This is a genomic window from Streptomyces huasconensis, from assembly GCF_021028635.1.
GTDB lineage: Bacteria > Actinomycetota > Actinomycetes > Streptomycetales > Streptomycetaceae > Streptomyces > Streptomyces huasconensis.
Window position 1 is genome coordinate 4,826,755 of the sequence record NZ_CP086119.1, and the last position, 12,813, is coordinate 4,839,567.

General features: G+C 69.6%; 16 protein-coding genes. 13 read left to right on the plus strand and 3 right to left on the minus strand.

Translation table 11 applies throughout. From position 1 onward, the window contains the following. Window positions 1–53: 53 nt before the first annotated feature. The 8 genes from map (at window position 54) to truA (ending at window position 5,289) form a co-directional block, all read left to right on the plus strand. On the plus strand, window positions 54–896 hold the full coding sequence (map, locus tag J2N69_RS22125) for a type I methionyl aminopeptidase (protein ID WP_230902293.1): 843 nt from the start codon (window positions 54–56) through the stop codon (window positions 894–896). 163 nt (window positions 897–1,059) lie between these two features. Then, window positions 1,060–1,281: a translation initiation factor IF-1 gene (infA, locus tag J2N69_RS22130; protein ID WP_003948620.1), complete on the plus strand. Its 222-nt coding sequence runs from the start codon at window positions 1,060–1,062 to the stop codon at window positions 1,279–1,281. Window positions 1,282–1,339: 58 nt separating this feature from the next. Then, a complete protein-coding gene (gene rpmJ, locus J2N69_RS22135) occupies window positions 1,340–1,453 on the plus strand; it encodes a 50S ribosomal protein L36 (RefSeq protein WP_003948619.1) in 114 nt (37 codons plus the stop codon). Between the two features lie 209 nt (window positions 1,454–1,662). Beyond that, window positions 1,663–2,043, plus strand: a complete 381-nt coding sequence (gene rpsM / locus J2N69_RS22140; protein ID WP_127912744.1) for a 30S ribosomal protein S13 — start codon at window positions 1,663–1,665, stop codon at window positions 2,041–2,043. 65 nt (window positions 2,044–2,108) lie between these two features. Beyond that, complete coding sequence (rpsK, locus tag J2N69_RS22145) at window positions 2,109–2,513, plus strand: 30S ribosomal protein S11 (RefSeq protein ID WP_003948617.1); 405 nt, start codon at window positions 2,109–2,111, stop codon at window positions 2,511–2,513. A gap of 116 nt (window positions 2,514–2,629) precedes the next feature. Next, complete coding sequence (locus J2N69_RS22150) at window positions 2,630–3,652, plus strand: DNA-directed RNA polymerase subunit alpha (RefSeq protein WP_016645160.1); 1,023 nt, start codon at window positions 2,630–2,632, stop codon at window positions 3,650–3,652. 135 nt (window positions 3,653–3,787) lie between these two features. Continuing rightward, window positions 3,788–4,288 (plus strand): 50S ribosomal protein L17, encoded by a 501-nt coding sequence (gene rplQ, locus J2N69_RS22155; protein ID WP_127912745.1) that lies wholly within the window; start codon window positions 3,788–3,790, stop codon window positions 4,286–4,288. Window positions 4,289–4,434: 146 nt separating this feature from the next. Further along, window positions 4,435–5,289 (plus strand): tRNA pseudouridine(38-40) synthase TruA, encoded by an 855-nt coding sequence (gene truA, locus J2N69_RS22160; RefSeq protein ID WP_205034731.1) that lies wholly within the window; start codon window positions 4,435–4,437, stop codon window positions 5,287–5,289. A 13-nt stretch (window positions 5,290–5,302) separates the two neighbouring features. Here truA and J2N69_RS22165 read toward each other — a convergent pair whose 3' ends face one another. Next, window positions 5,303–6,169: a hypothetical protein gene (locus tag J2N69_RS22165; protein ID WP_230902294.1), complete on the minus strand. Its 867-nt coding sequence runs from the start codon at window positions 6,167–6,169 to the stop codon at window positions 5,303–5,305. Between the two features lie 74 nt (window positions 6,170–6,243). Between J2N69_RS22165 and J2N69_RS22170 the strand changes: the two genes are divergently transcribed. The 4 genes from J2N69_RS22170 (at window position 6,244) to glmM (ending at window position 10,172) form a co-directional block, all read left to right on the plus strand. After that, window positions 6,244–7,449, plus strand: coding sequence for a glycosyltransferase family 87 protein (locus tag J2N69_RS22170; RefSeq protein ID WP_230902295.1), 1,206 nt, complete (start codon window positions 6,244–6,246; stop codon window positions 7,447–7,449). A 244-nt stretch (window positions 7,450–7,693) separates the two neighbouring features. Further along, window positions 7,694–8,137, plus strand: coding sequence for a 50S ribosomal protein L13 (gene rplM / locus J2N69_RS22175; RefSeq protein WP_230902296.1), 444 nt, complete (start codon window positions 7,694–7,696; stop codon window positions 8,135–8,137). 42 nt (window positions 8,138–8,179) lie between these two features. Next, a complete protein-coding gene (gene rpsI / locus J2N69_RS22180) occupies window positions 8,180–8,701 on the plus strand; it encodes a 30S ribosomal protein S9 (RefSeq protein WP_127912749.1) in 522 nt (173 codons plus the stop codon). A 103-nt stretch (window positions 8,702–8,804) separates the two neighbouring features. Next, a complete protein-coding gene (glmM, locus tag J2N69_RS22185) occupies window positions 8,805–10,172 on the plus strand; it encodes a phosphoglucosamine mutase (RefSeq protein ID WP_127912750.1) in 1,368 nt (455 codons plus the stop codon). Here the strand turns inward: glmM and J2N69_RS22190 are convergent. Together J2N69_RS22190 and coaA are read right to left on the minus strand one after the other, a co-directional pair. Beyond that, entirely contained in the window at window positions 10,169–11,116 is a 948-nt protein-coding gene (locus J2N69_RS22190) for a DUF389 domain-containing protein (RefSeq protein WP_230902297.1), read from the minus strand. The genes glmM and J2N69_RS22190 overlap by 4 nt on opposite strands. 37 nt (window positions 11,117–11,153) lie before the next feature. After that, a complete protein-coding gene (coaA, locus tag J2N69_RS22195; RefSeq protein WP_230902298.1) occupies window positions 11,154–12,152 on the minus strand; it encodes a type I pantothenate kinase in 999 nt (332 codons plus the stop codon). A gap of 103 nt (window positions 12,153–12,255) precedes the next feature. On the opposite strand from coaA, the gene J2N69_RS22200 reads away from it, so the two are divergent. Beyond that, window positions 12,256–12,624 (plus strand): holo-ACP synthase, encoded by a 369-nt coding sequence (locus tag J2N69_RS22200; RefSeq protein ID WP_175613705.1) that lies wholly within the window; start codon window positions 12,256–12,258, stop codon window positions 12,622–12,624. The last annotated feature ends 189 nt before the right edge of the window (window positions 12,625–12,813 follow it).

Genomic DNA, 12,813 nt, shown 5'->3' on the forward strand with positions numbered 1-12,813 from the left:
GGTTCGTGGGTGCGTAGCCGGTTTGTCGACGGATGACGGAGAGCGGAAGCCCCATGGTGCAGATCAAGACCCCCGAGCAGATCGCGAAGATGCGTGAGGCGGGCCTTGTCGTCGCCGCGATTCACGCCGCCACCCGTGAGGCCGCGGTGCCCGGCGCCACCACCAAGGACCTGGACGAGGTCGCCCGCAAGGTGATCGCCGAGCACGGCGCGAAGTCGAACTTCCTCGGGTACGGCGGCTTCCCCGCGACGATCTGCACCTCCGTCAACGAGGTCGTCGTCCACGGCATCCCCGACGAGAAGACCGTCCTGAAGGACGGCGACATCATCTCCATCGACGCCGGCGCGATCATCGACGGCTGGCACGGCGACGCGGCGTACACCGCGTTCGTCGGCACCGGTCACGCCCCGGAGCTGATCGAGCTCTCCCGGGTGACCGAGGAGTCGATGTGGGCCGGGCTCGCGGCCATGAAGCAGGGCAACCGGCTCGTCGACATCTCCCGCGCCATCGAGACGTACATCCGCCGCCAGCCGAAGCCGGGCGGCGGCAAATACGGGATCATCGAGGACTACGGCGGGCACGGCATCGGCACCGAGATGCACATGGACCCGCACCTCCTGAACTACGTCGAGCGCCGCCGCGGCAAGGGCCCCAAGCTGGTCCCCGGCTTCTGCCTCGCGATCGAGCCGATGGTCTCCCTCGGCACCCCGCGCACGGAGGTCCTGGAGGACGACTGGACCGTCATCACGACGGACGGCACCTGGTCCTCGCACTGGGAGCACTCGGTGGCGCTGACGGAGGAGGGCCCGCTGGTACTCACGGCCCCGGACTGCGGCCGGGCGAAGCTGGCGGAGTACGGGGTGACGGCGGCGCCGGACCCGCTGGACCGAGGCTGACCCCCTCTGCTTAAGGATCTTGGTGGTGGGGCAGACTTTCTCGATTCGTCTTTCGGAGTGCGCTGACGTAGACTGACGCGTCGGCTCTCGTGCATCCGTGTGTCTCCATCCGGAGGCGCGCCAGTGCGGGGCCGATCAAGGTAGTCGATTCGAAGGGCGAAGCGTGGCCAAGAAGCAAGGTGCCATCGAGATCGAAGGCACTGTCGTCGAGTCTCTTCCGAACGCCATGTTCAAGGTGGAGCTCCAGAACGGCCACCAGGTCCTGGCACACATCAGCGGCAAGATGCGCATGCACTACATCCGCATCCTCCCTGACGACCGGGTCGTGGTGGAGCTGTCTCCGTACGACCTGACGCGTGGCCGGATCGTCTACCGGTACAAGTAGATCTTGCCCGCACTCCGCCGCGGCGGGGTGGTGGCACTGACCCGGAGAACCTCACCCAATGAAGGTCAAGCCGAGCGTCAAGAAGATCTGCGACAAGTGCAGGGTGATCCGCCGTCACGGCCGGGTCATGATCATCTGCGACAACCCGCGCCACAAGCAGCGCCAGGGCTGACGCACGACTGCAGTTCGCAGATTTTCGCGCGACGCACGTAAAGCACATATGCAGGACCCGTCCCTCTTCAGTTCCATCCGGTAATGGAGGGCGACACCCCCGGTCGGAGGCCGGGGACCCAGTCCGTACCAACTCTTCTCGAGTCAGAAGAGGACGGCGGCTGGGAGTGGTTCTGCTGAAGACCTCCGAAGAATCAACAGGAGCCATGAATGGCACGCGTTGAAGGCGTTGACCTCCCGCGCGACAAGCGCATCGAGGTTGCCCTCACCTACGTGTTCGGCATCGGCCGCACGCTGGCCCAGCAGACGCTGGACGCCACCGAGGTGGACCGCAACACCCGCGTCCGCGACCTGACCGAGGAAGACCTCGTCAAGATCCGCGAGTACGTGGACGCCAACATCAAGACCGAGGGTGACCTCCGTCGCGAGATCCAGGCCGACATCCGCCGCAAGGTCGAGATCGGCTGCTACCAGGGTCTGCGTCACCGTCGTGGCCTGCCCGTCCGCGGTCAGCGCACCAGCACCAACGCCCGCACCCGCAAGGGCCCGCGTCGCGCCATCGCCGGTAAGAAGAAGCCGGGCAAGAAGTAGTCCTCGCTCAGCGGTCTATCGACAGCTGACGCTGCAGGACCGACCACCTCCCGTAGGAGTTATAGATGCCCCCCAAGGGTCGTCAGGGCGCTGCCAAGAAGGTGCGCCGCAAGGAAAAGAAGAACGTTGCCCACGGGCACGCTCACATCAAGAGCACGTTCAACAACACGATCGTGTCCATCACGGACCCGACCGGCAACGTGATCTCGTGGGCCTCCGCCGGCCACGTCGGTTTCAAGGGCTCGCGCAAGTCCACGCCGTTCGCCGCGCAGATGGCCGCCGAGTCGGCTGCCCGTCGCGCGCAGGAGCACGGCATGCGCAAGGTCGACGTCTTCGTCAAGGGCCCGGGTTCCGGTCGCGAGACCGCCATCCGTTCGCTCCAGGCCACCGGCCTCGAGGTCGGCTCGATCCAGGACGTGACGCCCACGCCGCACAATGGCTGCCGTCCGCCCAAGCGCCGCCGCGTCTGACGCACGGCAGTTCTTGAGGTTCCGGGCGGTACGGCTCTTCGGAGGCGTGCCGCCCGTACCCTTGTAGTGAATTCAGGGCATCAAATAGTGGGTGCCCCTGACTGAAGGATCGCAACATGCTGATTGCTCAGCGTCCCTCGTTGACCGAAGAGGTCGTCGACGAATTCCGCTCCCGGTTCGTGATCGAGCCGCTGGAGCCGGGCTTCGGCTACACCCTCGGCAACTCCCTGCGTCGTACGCTCCTCTCCTCGATCCCGGGTGCGGCCGTCACGTCCATCCGCATCGACGGTGTCCTGCACGAGTTCACCACCGTGCCGGGCGTCAAGGAAGACGTCACCGACCTCATCCTCAACATCAAGCAGCTGGTCGTCAGCAGCGAGCACGACGAGCCCGTCGTGATGTACCTGCGCAAGCAGGGTCCGGGCCTGGTGACCGCCGCCGACATCGCCCCGCCGGCCGGTGTCGAGGTGCACAACCCCGACCTCGTCCTCGCCACGCTCAACGGCAAGGGCAAGCTGGAGATGGAGCTGACCGTCGAGCGCGGCCGCGGCTACGTCTCCGCCGTCCAGAACAAGCAGGTCGGTCAGGAGATCGGGCGCATCCCGGTCGACTCGATCTACTCGCCGGTCCTGAAGGTCACGTACAAGGTCGAGGCCACGCGTGTCGAGCAGCGCACCGACTTCGACAAGCTGATCGTCGACGTCGAGACCAAGCAGGCCATGCGTCCGCGTGACGCCATGGCGTCGGCCGGCAAGACCCTGGTCGAGCTGTTCGGTCTCGCCCGCGAGCTGAACATCGACGCCGAGGGCATCGACATGGGCCCGTCGCCGACGGACGCCGCCCTGGCCGCCGACCTGGCGCTGCCGATCGAGGAGCTGGAGCTCACCGTTCGGTCGTACAACTGCCTCAAGCGCGAGGGCATCCACTCGGTGGGCGAGCTTGTCGCCCGCTCCGAGGCCGACCTGCTCGACATCCGCAACTTCGGTGCGAAGTCGATCGACGAGGTCAAGATGAAGCTCAACGGGATGGGCCTGGCCCTCAAGGACTCGCCTCCCGGCTTCGACCCGACCGCCGCCGCGGACGCCTTTGGTGCGGACGATGACGCGGACGCCGGGTTCGTCGAGACCGAGCAGTACTAAGAGCTCGGGACTGACGGTTTGATTTTGGCTGCGCGTGCGTCGTGGTTGCTCGCGCAGTTCCCCGCGCCCCTATCGGGGCGCGGCCGCTGACCCCGGTACCTGATACGGCCGGGGCAGATCATGAGGAGAAACACCATGCCGAAGCCCGCCAAGGGTGCCCGTCTGGGCGGCAGCGCCGCGCACGAGAAGCTTCTGCTGGCGAACCTCGCCAAGCAGCTCTTCGAGTACGGCCGCATCACCACCACCGAGGCGAAGGCCCGTCGCCTGCGTCCGTACGCGGAGCGTCTGGTCACCAAGGCGAAGAAGGGTGACCTTCACAACCGCCGCCAGGTGCTGTCCGTCATCACCGACAAGAGCATCGTGCACACGCTCTTCACGGAGATCGGCCCGCGCTACGAGAACCGCCCGGGTGGCTACACCCGTATCACCAAGATCGGTAACCGTCGTGGCGACAACGCGCCCATGGCGGTCATCGAGCTGGTGGAGGCCCTGACCGTGGCCCAGGAGGCCACCGGTGAGGCCGAGGCCGCCACGAAGCGCGCGGTCAAGGAAGACAGCCTGAAGAAGGACGAGGCCGTCGAGGCCAAGTCCGACGAGGCTGCCGAGGCCCCGGCCGAGGAGTCGAAGGACGCGTAAGCGTTCTGCCGGGGGCTGCGCGTCTTCGGCGGCGGGCTCGTCGTGGCTGGTCGCGCAGTTCCCCGCGCCCCTTCGGGGGCGATGCGGGTCCGTCCCTTGCCAGGGGCGGGCCCGCTTTTTGTTGCCTGAGAGGATTTGATCCACGAGTGAGTGACGAAGTAGAGCCCGGGTTCGTGCGGGTGCGGCTTGACCTGTCGTACGACGGCAAGGGCTTCTCCGGGTGGGCCAAGCAGCGGGACGGGCAGCGGACCGTCCAGGGGGAGATCGAGGCCGCGCTGCGGACCGTGACGCGCTCCCAGGAGACGTACGAGCTGACCGTCGCGGGGCGGACCGACAGCGGGGTGCACGCGCGGGGGCAGGTCGCCCACGTCGACCTGCCCGAGGGCGTGTGGGAGGAGCACCGCGAAAAGCTGCTGCGGCGGCTCGCGGGGCGGCTGCCGCACGACGTGCGGGTGTGGAAGGTGGCCGAGGCGCCCGCCGGGTTCAACGCGCGGTTCTCCGCGGTGTGGCGGCGGTACGCCTACCGCGTCACCGACCACCCCGGCGGTGTCGACCCGCTGCTGCGCGGTCATGTGCTGTGGCACGACTGGGAGTTGGACCTCGACGCCATGAACGCCGCCGCCGAGCACCTGATCGGCGAGCACGACTTCGCCGCCTACTGCAAGCGGCGTGAGGGGGCCACCACCATCCGTACGCTCCAGGAGCTGCGGTGGGAGCGGCGCCCCGACGGCATCCTTGAGGCGACCGTCCGCGCCGACGCCTTCTGCCACAACATGGTGCGCTCGCTCGTCGGCGCCATGCTGTTCGTGGGGGACGGGCACCGGCCCGTGGAGTGGCCCGGGAAGGTGCTTCAGGCGCGCGTGCGGGACTCGGCGGTGCACGTCGTGCGGCCGCACGGCCTCACGCTGGAGGAGGTCGGCTACCCCGCCGACGAGCTGCTCGCCGCGCGCAGCAAGGAAGCGCGCAACAAGCGGACGCTGCCCGGCGCCGGCTGCTGCTGAACAGGCCGTCGCCCTACTGCGGGGCGGCGGCCGCGGCCGACGCCTGGGCCTCGCCCCGCTGGTTGATCCGCTGGAAGGCGAAGCGGGCGAGGGTGTCACCGGCGGCGTAGGCCTTGCTGTCGCCCGTCGTGACGTCCTTGCCGTTGGTGTAGCCGGTGGTGGTGAAGTACGCGTAGCGGCCGTACGCGTTGTACGTGCCGCGGCACACCCCGGTCCGGCAGAAGCCGGGCACGCCCTTGCCGGGCAACGCGGTGACCAGGCCCTTCTCCACCTCGTCCTTGACCTTCTTGGCCTCGGCCGAGGTGTCGAAGACGGCGACGCCGATGGTGACCGCGATGCCGCCCTTGAGGTAGCTGGCGCGGATCAGGCGTGTGCAGTCGTGCCGGGCGAGGATCGCGCCGAGGGCGGGCTGGGTGACGGACGCGCAGCTCTTGGTGCTGTCCGTCGCGCCCTTCTTGTAGACCGTCTCGCCCGAGGTGAACGTCCTGCCGGGGAAGAGGCCCTCCGGGGTGAGGGGCGCCTTGTCCTTCTTGGCGCTGGAGATGAAGTCCTTGGGGTCCGGCGGGGGCGGCGGCGTGGTCTCCTTGAAGGTCGGGCCCGGCTCGTCGCTCTCCCCGGGGATGTCCGCCGTCGCCGGCAGCTCACTGGCCGGCTTGTTCGAGGCGGTGGCGTCGCCGCTGTTCGCGGAGACGACGGTGATCGCCACGGCCGCCGCGATGCCGATCGTGGCGAACGCTCCGCCGCCGATCATCAGCCACTTGCGGCGCCGTGCGCGCGCCTCGGAGGCTTCGGCGAGCGCCGCCCAGTCGGGCGTGGGCCCGCCGCCGGGGCCGCCCGTTCCCCCCGGACCCCACTGAGGTCCCCCTTGCCCAAAGCTCATGGGGCGCATCTTAGACGGGGAGTTGGGGATGTTGAGCGGGGGTCGCGCGGGGTTCCCGGCCTAGCCTGAACCGTATGAACACGGGCAAATCGGCGGTAAGTGGATGGTTGTTGCAGCCTTCCGGGTGGCATGTCCGGGCCGTGCTCGGTCTCGTGCTGCTCGCCGGGGCCGTCCGGGTGGGGCTGCGGGCACCCGACGGCGGCATGGACAACGCCATCGTGGTGCGGGCCGCCGAGGCCTGGCTGCACGGGCGCTCGCCCTACGCCGACCGGCACTTCCTCTACCTGCCCGCGGCCGTCCTCGCGGCGGTGCCGCAGGCCCTGCTCCCCGCCGGGGTGGTGCGCTTCCTGGTGCCCGCGGGTGTCACCGCGGGGCTCGTCGCGGGCTGGCTGTGCGCGCTGCGGCTGTACGGGGTCCCGTGGCGCAGCCGGTTCGCCGCGTACGGCCTGCTGGGGCTCGCGCTCGGCTTCACGCCCTTCGGGCACCTCGTCCGGCTCGGCAACTGGACGGTGGCCTCCGCCGCGGCGCTGCCCTTCGCCCTGCTGCTGGTGTGCCGCGGGCGGTGGACCGCGGCCGGGCTCGTCATCGGCGCCGCCGTGGCCGTGAAGCCGCTGCTCGTGCCCGTCGCGCTCCTCTTCGTCTTCGCGGGGCGGTGGCGGGCGCTCGGGATGGTGGTCGCGGTCCCCGCGGTCGCCTCGCTGGGGGCGGCGCTGGTGATGCCGGACCCCGCCGGGTTCTTCACGCGGACGCTGCCCTTCCTGCTGCGCGGCGACGACGCCTTCGTACGGCTCTACGAGGCGTCGCCTTCGGCGGTGCTCGCGCGGGTCGGGGTGCCGCAGTCGGCGGCGACGCTGCTCGCGGGGTGTGCTGCCGCGGCCGGGGTGTGGTGTGCCTGGCGGCGGTGGGGGAGGGGGGACGAGGGGCCGTCCAGGGTGGTGGAGTGCGCCACGATGCTGATGCTCTCGGCCTTCCTCGTCTCGCGGCCCTCGTACGACCACTACCTCCTGGTCGTGCTGCCGCTGCTGCTCGCGGGGGCGCTGACGGCGGGGGCTCCGGCGCGCGGCCCGTGGTTCTGGGTGGCGCTGGTGCCGCAGGTGCCCGGCTTCGCCTGGCCCTGGCTGGAGCCGATGACGCGGCGGGCCTTCAAGGACGCGGCGACGCTGTGTCTGCTGGCGGGCACGGTCGGGTGGGCGTGTGCGGCGGGGGCGCTGCGCGGGCGGTGCGGGGTGGAGCGGGTGGGCCCTTACCCTGACGAGTGCAGTCCTGTCCGTGGTGCATGAGTCGCCGGTTCCGGTCTCCGGGGCCGCGTTTTGACCGGTACGGGGCGGCGCGGGTACTCTCGGGGATTGATACGTATTGGTGTCCTCGATCTCACGCGAAAGGGCCTTTACGTAGGTTCCCTGGAGCAGTTACCAGTGGCTCGCATACGGGCAGCGTCCCCGGCATTGTGGGCCTCAGCTGCATGATCGCTTCCTGGGTGCCGTGTGTCTGGACCCCATCCACTGAAGAAGCGAAGGCTACTAAGTGCGTACGTACAGCCCCAAGCCCGGCGATGTGACCCGCCAGTGGCACGTCATCGACGCCCGGGACATCGTCCTGGGCCGTCTGGCGACCACCGCCGCCACCCTCCTGCGTGGCAAGCACAAGCCGATCTACGCCCCCCACGTCGACACCGGTGACTTCGTCATCATCATCAACGCGGACAAGGTGCACCTCTCCGGCAACAAGAAGACCCAGAAGATGGCGTACCGCCACTCCGGTTACCCGGGTGGTCTGCGGTCCGTCCGTTACGACGAGCTGCTCGACAAGAACCCCGAGAAGGCCGTCGAGAAGGCCGTCAAGGGCATGCTCCCCAAGAACACCCTGGGCCGTCAGATGCTCTCGAAGCTGAAGGTCTACGCGGGCGACCAGCACCCGCACGGCGCTCAGCAGCCGGTCCCGTTCGAGATCACCCAGGTCGCGCAGTAGTTCCGGCCACCCCCAAAGACGTAAAGAAATCTGAGGAGAATCGTGGCCGAGACCACCGTTGAGCAGCCGGTCGAAGAGACCGAGATCGCTGACGTCGAGCAGTACACCACCGAGTCCGAGGCCCCCCTTGAGGGCGAGTACACCTCGGAGTCGAACCCCGCGCGCTTCGGCGACCCGCAGCCGGCCGCCGGCCTGGGCCGTCGCAAGAACGCCATCGCCCGCGTCCGGATCGTCCCGGGCACCGGCAAGTGGAAGATCAACGGGCGTACGCTCGAGGACTACTTCCCGAACAAGGTCCACCAGCAGGAAGTCAACGAGCCCTTCAAGGTGCTCGAGCTCGACGACCGCTACGACGTCATCGCCCGCATCGCGGGTGGCGGCGTCTCCGGCCAGGCCGGTGCGCTCCGTCTCGGTGTCGCCCGCGCCCTGAACGAGGCCGACGTCGAGAACAACCGCGGCGCCCTCAAGAAGGCCGGCTTCCTCAAGCGCGACGACCGTGCGGTCGAGCGCAAGAAGGCCGGTCTCAAGAAGGCCCGCAAGGCCCCGCAGTACAGCAAGCGCTAATCGCTGCCTGCTTGGCCTGCTTGTACTTTTCGTTCGCCCCGGCGGCACATCCTGTGCTCGCCGGGGCGTTCGTCTATCAAGAACGAACGTTCGGAGGACAGCAGTGGGACGACTCTTCGGCACGGACGGCGTGCGTGGTGTCGCCAACGCGGATCTGACGGCCGAGCTGGCGCTCGGACTCTCCGTGGCGGCGGCGCACGTACTGGCCGAGGTGGGCACCTTTGAAGGCCATCGCCCGGTGGCGGTGGTCGGGCGGGACCCGCGCGCGTCCGGGGAGTTCCTGGAAGCCGCGGTGGTCGCCGGTCTGGCGAGCGCGGGCGTGGACGTCCTGCGCGTCGGTGTGCTGCCCACCCCCGCGGTGGCCCATCTCACCGGTGCGCTGGGCGCCGACCTCGGCGTGATGCTCTCCGCCAGTCACAACGCCATGCCCGACAACGGCATCAAGTTCTTCGCGCGCGGCGGCCACAAACTCGCCGACGAGCTGGAGGACCGCATCGAGGCCGAGTACGACGAGCAGTTCGTGCACCGCACCGCCGCCCCGTGGCAGCGGCCCACGGGCGCGGGCGTCGGCCGCGTGAAGTCGTACGACCAGGGGCTCGACCAGTACATCGCGCATCTGCTCGGTGTCCTCCCCAACCGCCTCGACGGACTGAAGATCGTCCTCGACGAGGCGCACGGCGCCGCCGCCCGTGTCTCGCCCGAGGCGTTCACGCGCGCCGGTGCCGAGATCATCACCATCGGCGCCCAGCCCGACGGCCTGAACATCAACGACGGCTGCGGCTCCACCCACCTGGACCTGCTCAAGGCCGCCGTCGTCGAGCACGGCGCCGACCTCGGCATCGCGCACGACGGGGACGCGGACCGCTGCCTGGCCGTGGACCACACCGGCGCGGAGGTCGACGGCGACCAGATCCTCGCCGTCCTTGCCCTCGCCATGCGCGAGCACGGCACGCTGCGTCACGACACCGTTGTCGCCACCGTCATGTCGAACCTCGGCTTCAAACTCGCCATGGAGGCCCAGGGCCTCTCCCTGGTGCAGACCGCCGTCGGCGACCGGTACGTCCTGGAGTCGATGAAGGAGCACGGCTTCGCCCTCGGCGGCGAGCAGTCCGGGCACGTCATCGTCCTCGACCACGCGACCACCGGTGACGGCACGCTGACCGGGCTGCTGCTCGCGGCGCGGGTCGCCGAGACCGGGCGTACGCTGGCCGACCTCGCGGGCGTCATGGAGCGGCTGCCGCAGGTCCTCATCAACGTCCCCGACGTCGACAAGTCGCGCGTCAAGACCTCCGCCGACCTGGCCACCGCCGTCGCCGACGCCGAGCGCGAGCTGGGCTCCACGGGGCGGGTGCTGCTGCGGCCCTCCGGGACCGAGCCGCTGGTGCGGGTCATGGTCGAGGCCGCCGACATCGAGCAGGCGCGGTCCGTGGCCGAGCGGCTGGCGGACTCGGTGAAGTCCGCGCTGGGCTAGGCGCGCCGCGGCTTGGCGGTACGGTCGCGCTGCGTGGCCCAGAGAGCCTTCTGGGCCAGCAGCGTGAGCGTGCCGGCGAGGACGATGCCGAGCAGGTTCAGCAGGAGCTGTTCGGTGGAGCCCCACGCCTGCTTGTACTCGCTGTAGCTGAAGGCGACCGCGGCGTTCGCCGCCGCCGGGACCGTCGTCACGGAGATCGCCACGCCCACCAGGGCGCCGGACTTCGCCGAGGTCAGGGAGAGCGTGCCCGCCGCGCCCGCGAGGACCGCGACGACGAACGAGAACCAGTCGGGGTTGTAGATGAAGTTCGTGTTCGGCCGCTCCGCCCGCAGGGCCTCGTCGCTGAACAGCTCCGTGGCGTCCATGAAGTAGCTGAACCCGACCGTCACCGCCATCGCCACCAGGAAGCCCACCAGCAGCGCGATCAGTGAGCGCAGGGCCAGCCGGGGCGCGCGCCGCACCAGGGCCGTGCAGAAGCCGGCGAGCGGGCCGAACTCCGGGCCGACCGCCATCGCGCCCACGATCAGGATCGCGTTGTCGAGCACGACACCGCAGGCCGCGATCATCGTGGCGAGCGTGATGAACGCGACGTACGTGACCGAGAGCGTCGACTCCTCGTGCGTCGCGTCGGAGAGCTGCTCCCACAGGACCGCGTCCGCCGCCTCGCCCGGAGCGTCGTGTTCCGCCTGGTCGGCGCGGTCGGAGAGGGAGAGATCGATGTTCTCCACCGCGATCGAGCCGCACTTGTCGAGGTCCAGCGCGCGCAGGCCGCCGATCAGCTCGTCGCCCGCCTCGCGCGCGACGTCGCACATGATGACGTCGCCCGTGGGGTTGCGGGCGGCGCCGGGCACCACGGCCAGGTGCGTGGTACCCGTCGTCCCCTCGATCAGGCGCAGCACGTCGTCGGTCTTGTCCGCGGGGGAGATCAGGCGTAGGTGGAGCATGTGCGCAGGGTAGTCGGGTGGGGGAGGGGGCGGCGCCTCAGAGTTTGCGCAGGCTCAGGCGCTGCACCTTGTGGTCCGGGCCCTTGCGGACCACCAGGGCGGCGCGGCCCCGGGTGGGCGCCACGTTCTCCAGCAGGTTCGGCTTGTTGATCGTGCGCCAGGTCGTGCGGGCGTAGTCCAGGGCCTTCTCCTCCGACACCTGCGTGTACTTGCGGAAGTACGAGGACGGGTCCTGGAACGCCGTGTCGCGCAGCTTCTTGAAGCGGTTCAGGTACCAGCGCTCGATGTCCTCGGTGCGGGCGTCGACGTACACGCTGAAGTCGAAGTAGTCCGCGAGGCCCACGCGGGTGCGGCCGTCCTTGCCGGGCAGGGCGGGCTGCAGGACGTTCAGGCCCTCGACGATGAGGATGTCGGGGCGGCGGACGGTCAGGCGCCGGCCCGGCACGATGTCGTAGATCAGGTGGGAGTAGACCGGCGCCGTCACCTCCTTCTTCCCCGCCTTGATGTCCGCCACGAAACGGGTCAGGGCGCGGCGGTCGTACGACTCGGGGAAGCCCTTGCGGGACATCAGGCCGCGGGCTTCCAGCTCCTTGGTGGGCAGCAGGAAGCCGTCGGTCGTGACCAGCTCCACGCGGGGGTGTTCCGGCCAGCGGGAGAGGAGGGCCTGGAGGAGGCGGGCGACGGTCGACTTGCCGACGGCCACGGAGCCGGCGACCCCTATGACGAAGGGGGTGCCGGACTGGGATCTCTTCTCGCCCAGGAAGGTGTTGAGGGCGCCGCGCAGGCCGTCCGTCGCTCCTACGTAGAGGTTCAGCAGGCGGGAGAGCGGCAGGTAGATGTCGCGGACCTCGTCCAGGTCGATGACGTCCCCGAGGCCGCGCAGCTTCTCCACCTCCTCCGCCGTCAGGGGCAGGGGCGTCTTCTCCCGCAGAGCGCTCCACTCGGCGCGGGTGAGGTCGAGGTAGGGAGTCGCCTCCGGCTTGTGCCGGTGGGCGCTCCGCGGCGCCTTGTCTGGCGCGGAGACCGAAGAGATCACAGTCCATTGTTACGGCTGTTTGAACGGCCATGGGGTGGCGTGTGTGGTGGGGTGTGTCACGCTGACCCGGTATTTTCGGGCGATTTCTGGGGTGAGTGAGCCGGTGATTATCGGGGTCGGCATCGACGTGGCCGAGATCGAGCGGTTCGGGGCGGCGTTGGCGCGGACGCCGGGGATGGCCGAACGGCTGTTCTTGGAGAGCGAGTTGCTGCTGCGGAGCGGGGAGCGGCGGGGGGTGGCCTCACTGGCGGCGCGGTTCGCGGCGAAGGAGGCCCTGGCGAAGGCGTTGGGGGCGCCGGGGGGGCTTCGGTGGACCGATGCGGAGGTGTATGTGGAGGGGAGTGGGCAGCCTCGGGTCCGGGTGCGGGGGACTGTGGCGGCTCGGGCTGCGGAGTTGGGGGTTCGGGCGTGGCATGTGTCGCTCAGCCATGATGCGGGGGTTGCTTCTGCGGTGGTGATCGCTGAGGGGTAGGGCGGGTGCGGGTGTGGGTGCCGGGTGCGCTCGCGGGTCCGGGGTGTGGGTGCGGGCTGTGGGGGTGCGGGCGCCTGAGGTTGGTTTTTGGGGCGGGGCCCCGGGGTTAGTCCGTGCTCGCCATCTTGGTGTGGGCGTCTCGATGCTTCGGGGCCCTCATGACCACCACTGTGCTCCGCGCGCACATAC

Excerpts from the sequence above, each read along its gene's own strand:
- rpmJ (WP_003948619.1), top strand. The coding sequence starts at position 1,340 with ATGAAGGTCAAGCCGAGCGTCAAGAAGATCTGCGACAAGTGCAGGGTG.
- J2N69_RS22170 (WP_230902295.1), top strand. The coding sequence starts at position 6,244 with ATGAACACGGGCAAATCGGCGGTAAGTGGATGGTTGTTGCAGCCTTCC.
- rpsK (WP_003948617.1), top strand. The coding sequence starts at position 2,109 with ATGCCCCCCAAGGGTCGTCAGGGCGCTGCCAAGAAGGTGCGCCGCAAG.
- J2N69_RS22150 (WP_016645160.1), top strand. The coding sequence starts at position 2,630 with ATGCTGATTGCTCAGCGTCCCTCGTTGACCGAAGAGGTCGTCGACGAA.
- rpsM (WP_127912744.1), top strand. The coding sequence starts at position 1,663 with ATGGCACGCGTTGAAGGCGTTGACCTCCCGCGCGACAAGCGCATCGAG.
- rplQ (WP_127912745.1), top strand. The coding sequence starts at position 3,788 with ATGCCGAAGCCCGCCAAGGGTGCCCGTCTGGGCGGCAGCGCCGCGCAC.
- map (WP_230902293.1), top strand. The coding sequence starts at position 54 with ATGGTGCAGATCAAGACCCCCGAGCAGATCGCGAAGATGCGTGAGGCG.
- J2N69_RS22190 (WP_230902297.1), bottom strand. The coding sequence starts at position 11,116 with ATGCTCCACCTACGCCTGATCTCCCCCGCGGACAAGACCGACGACGTG.
- J2N69_RS22165 (WP_230902294.1), bottom strand. The coding sequence starts at position 6,169 with ATGAGCTTTGGGCAAGGGGGACCTCAGTGGGGTCCGGGGGGAACGGGC.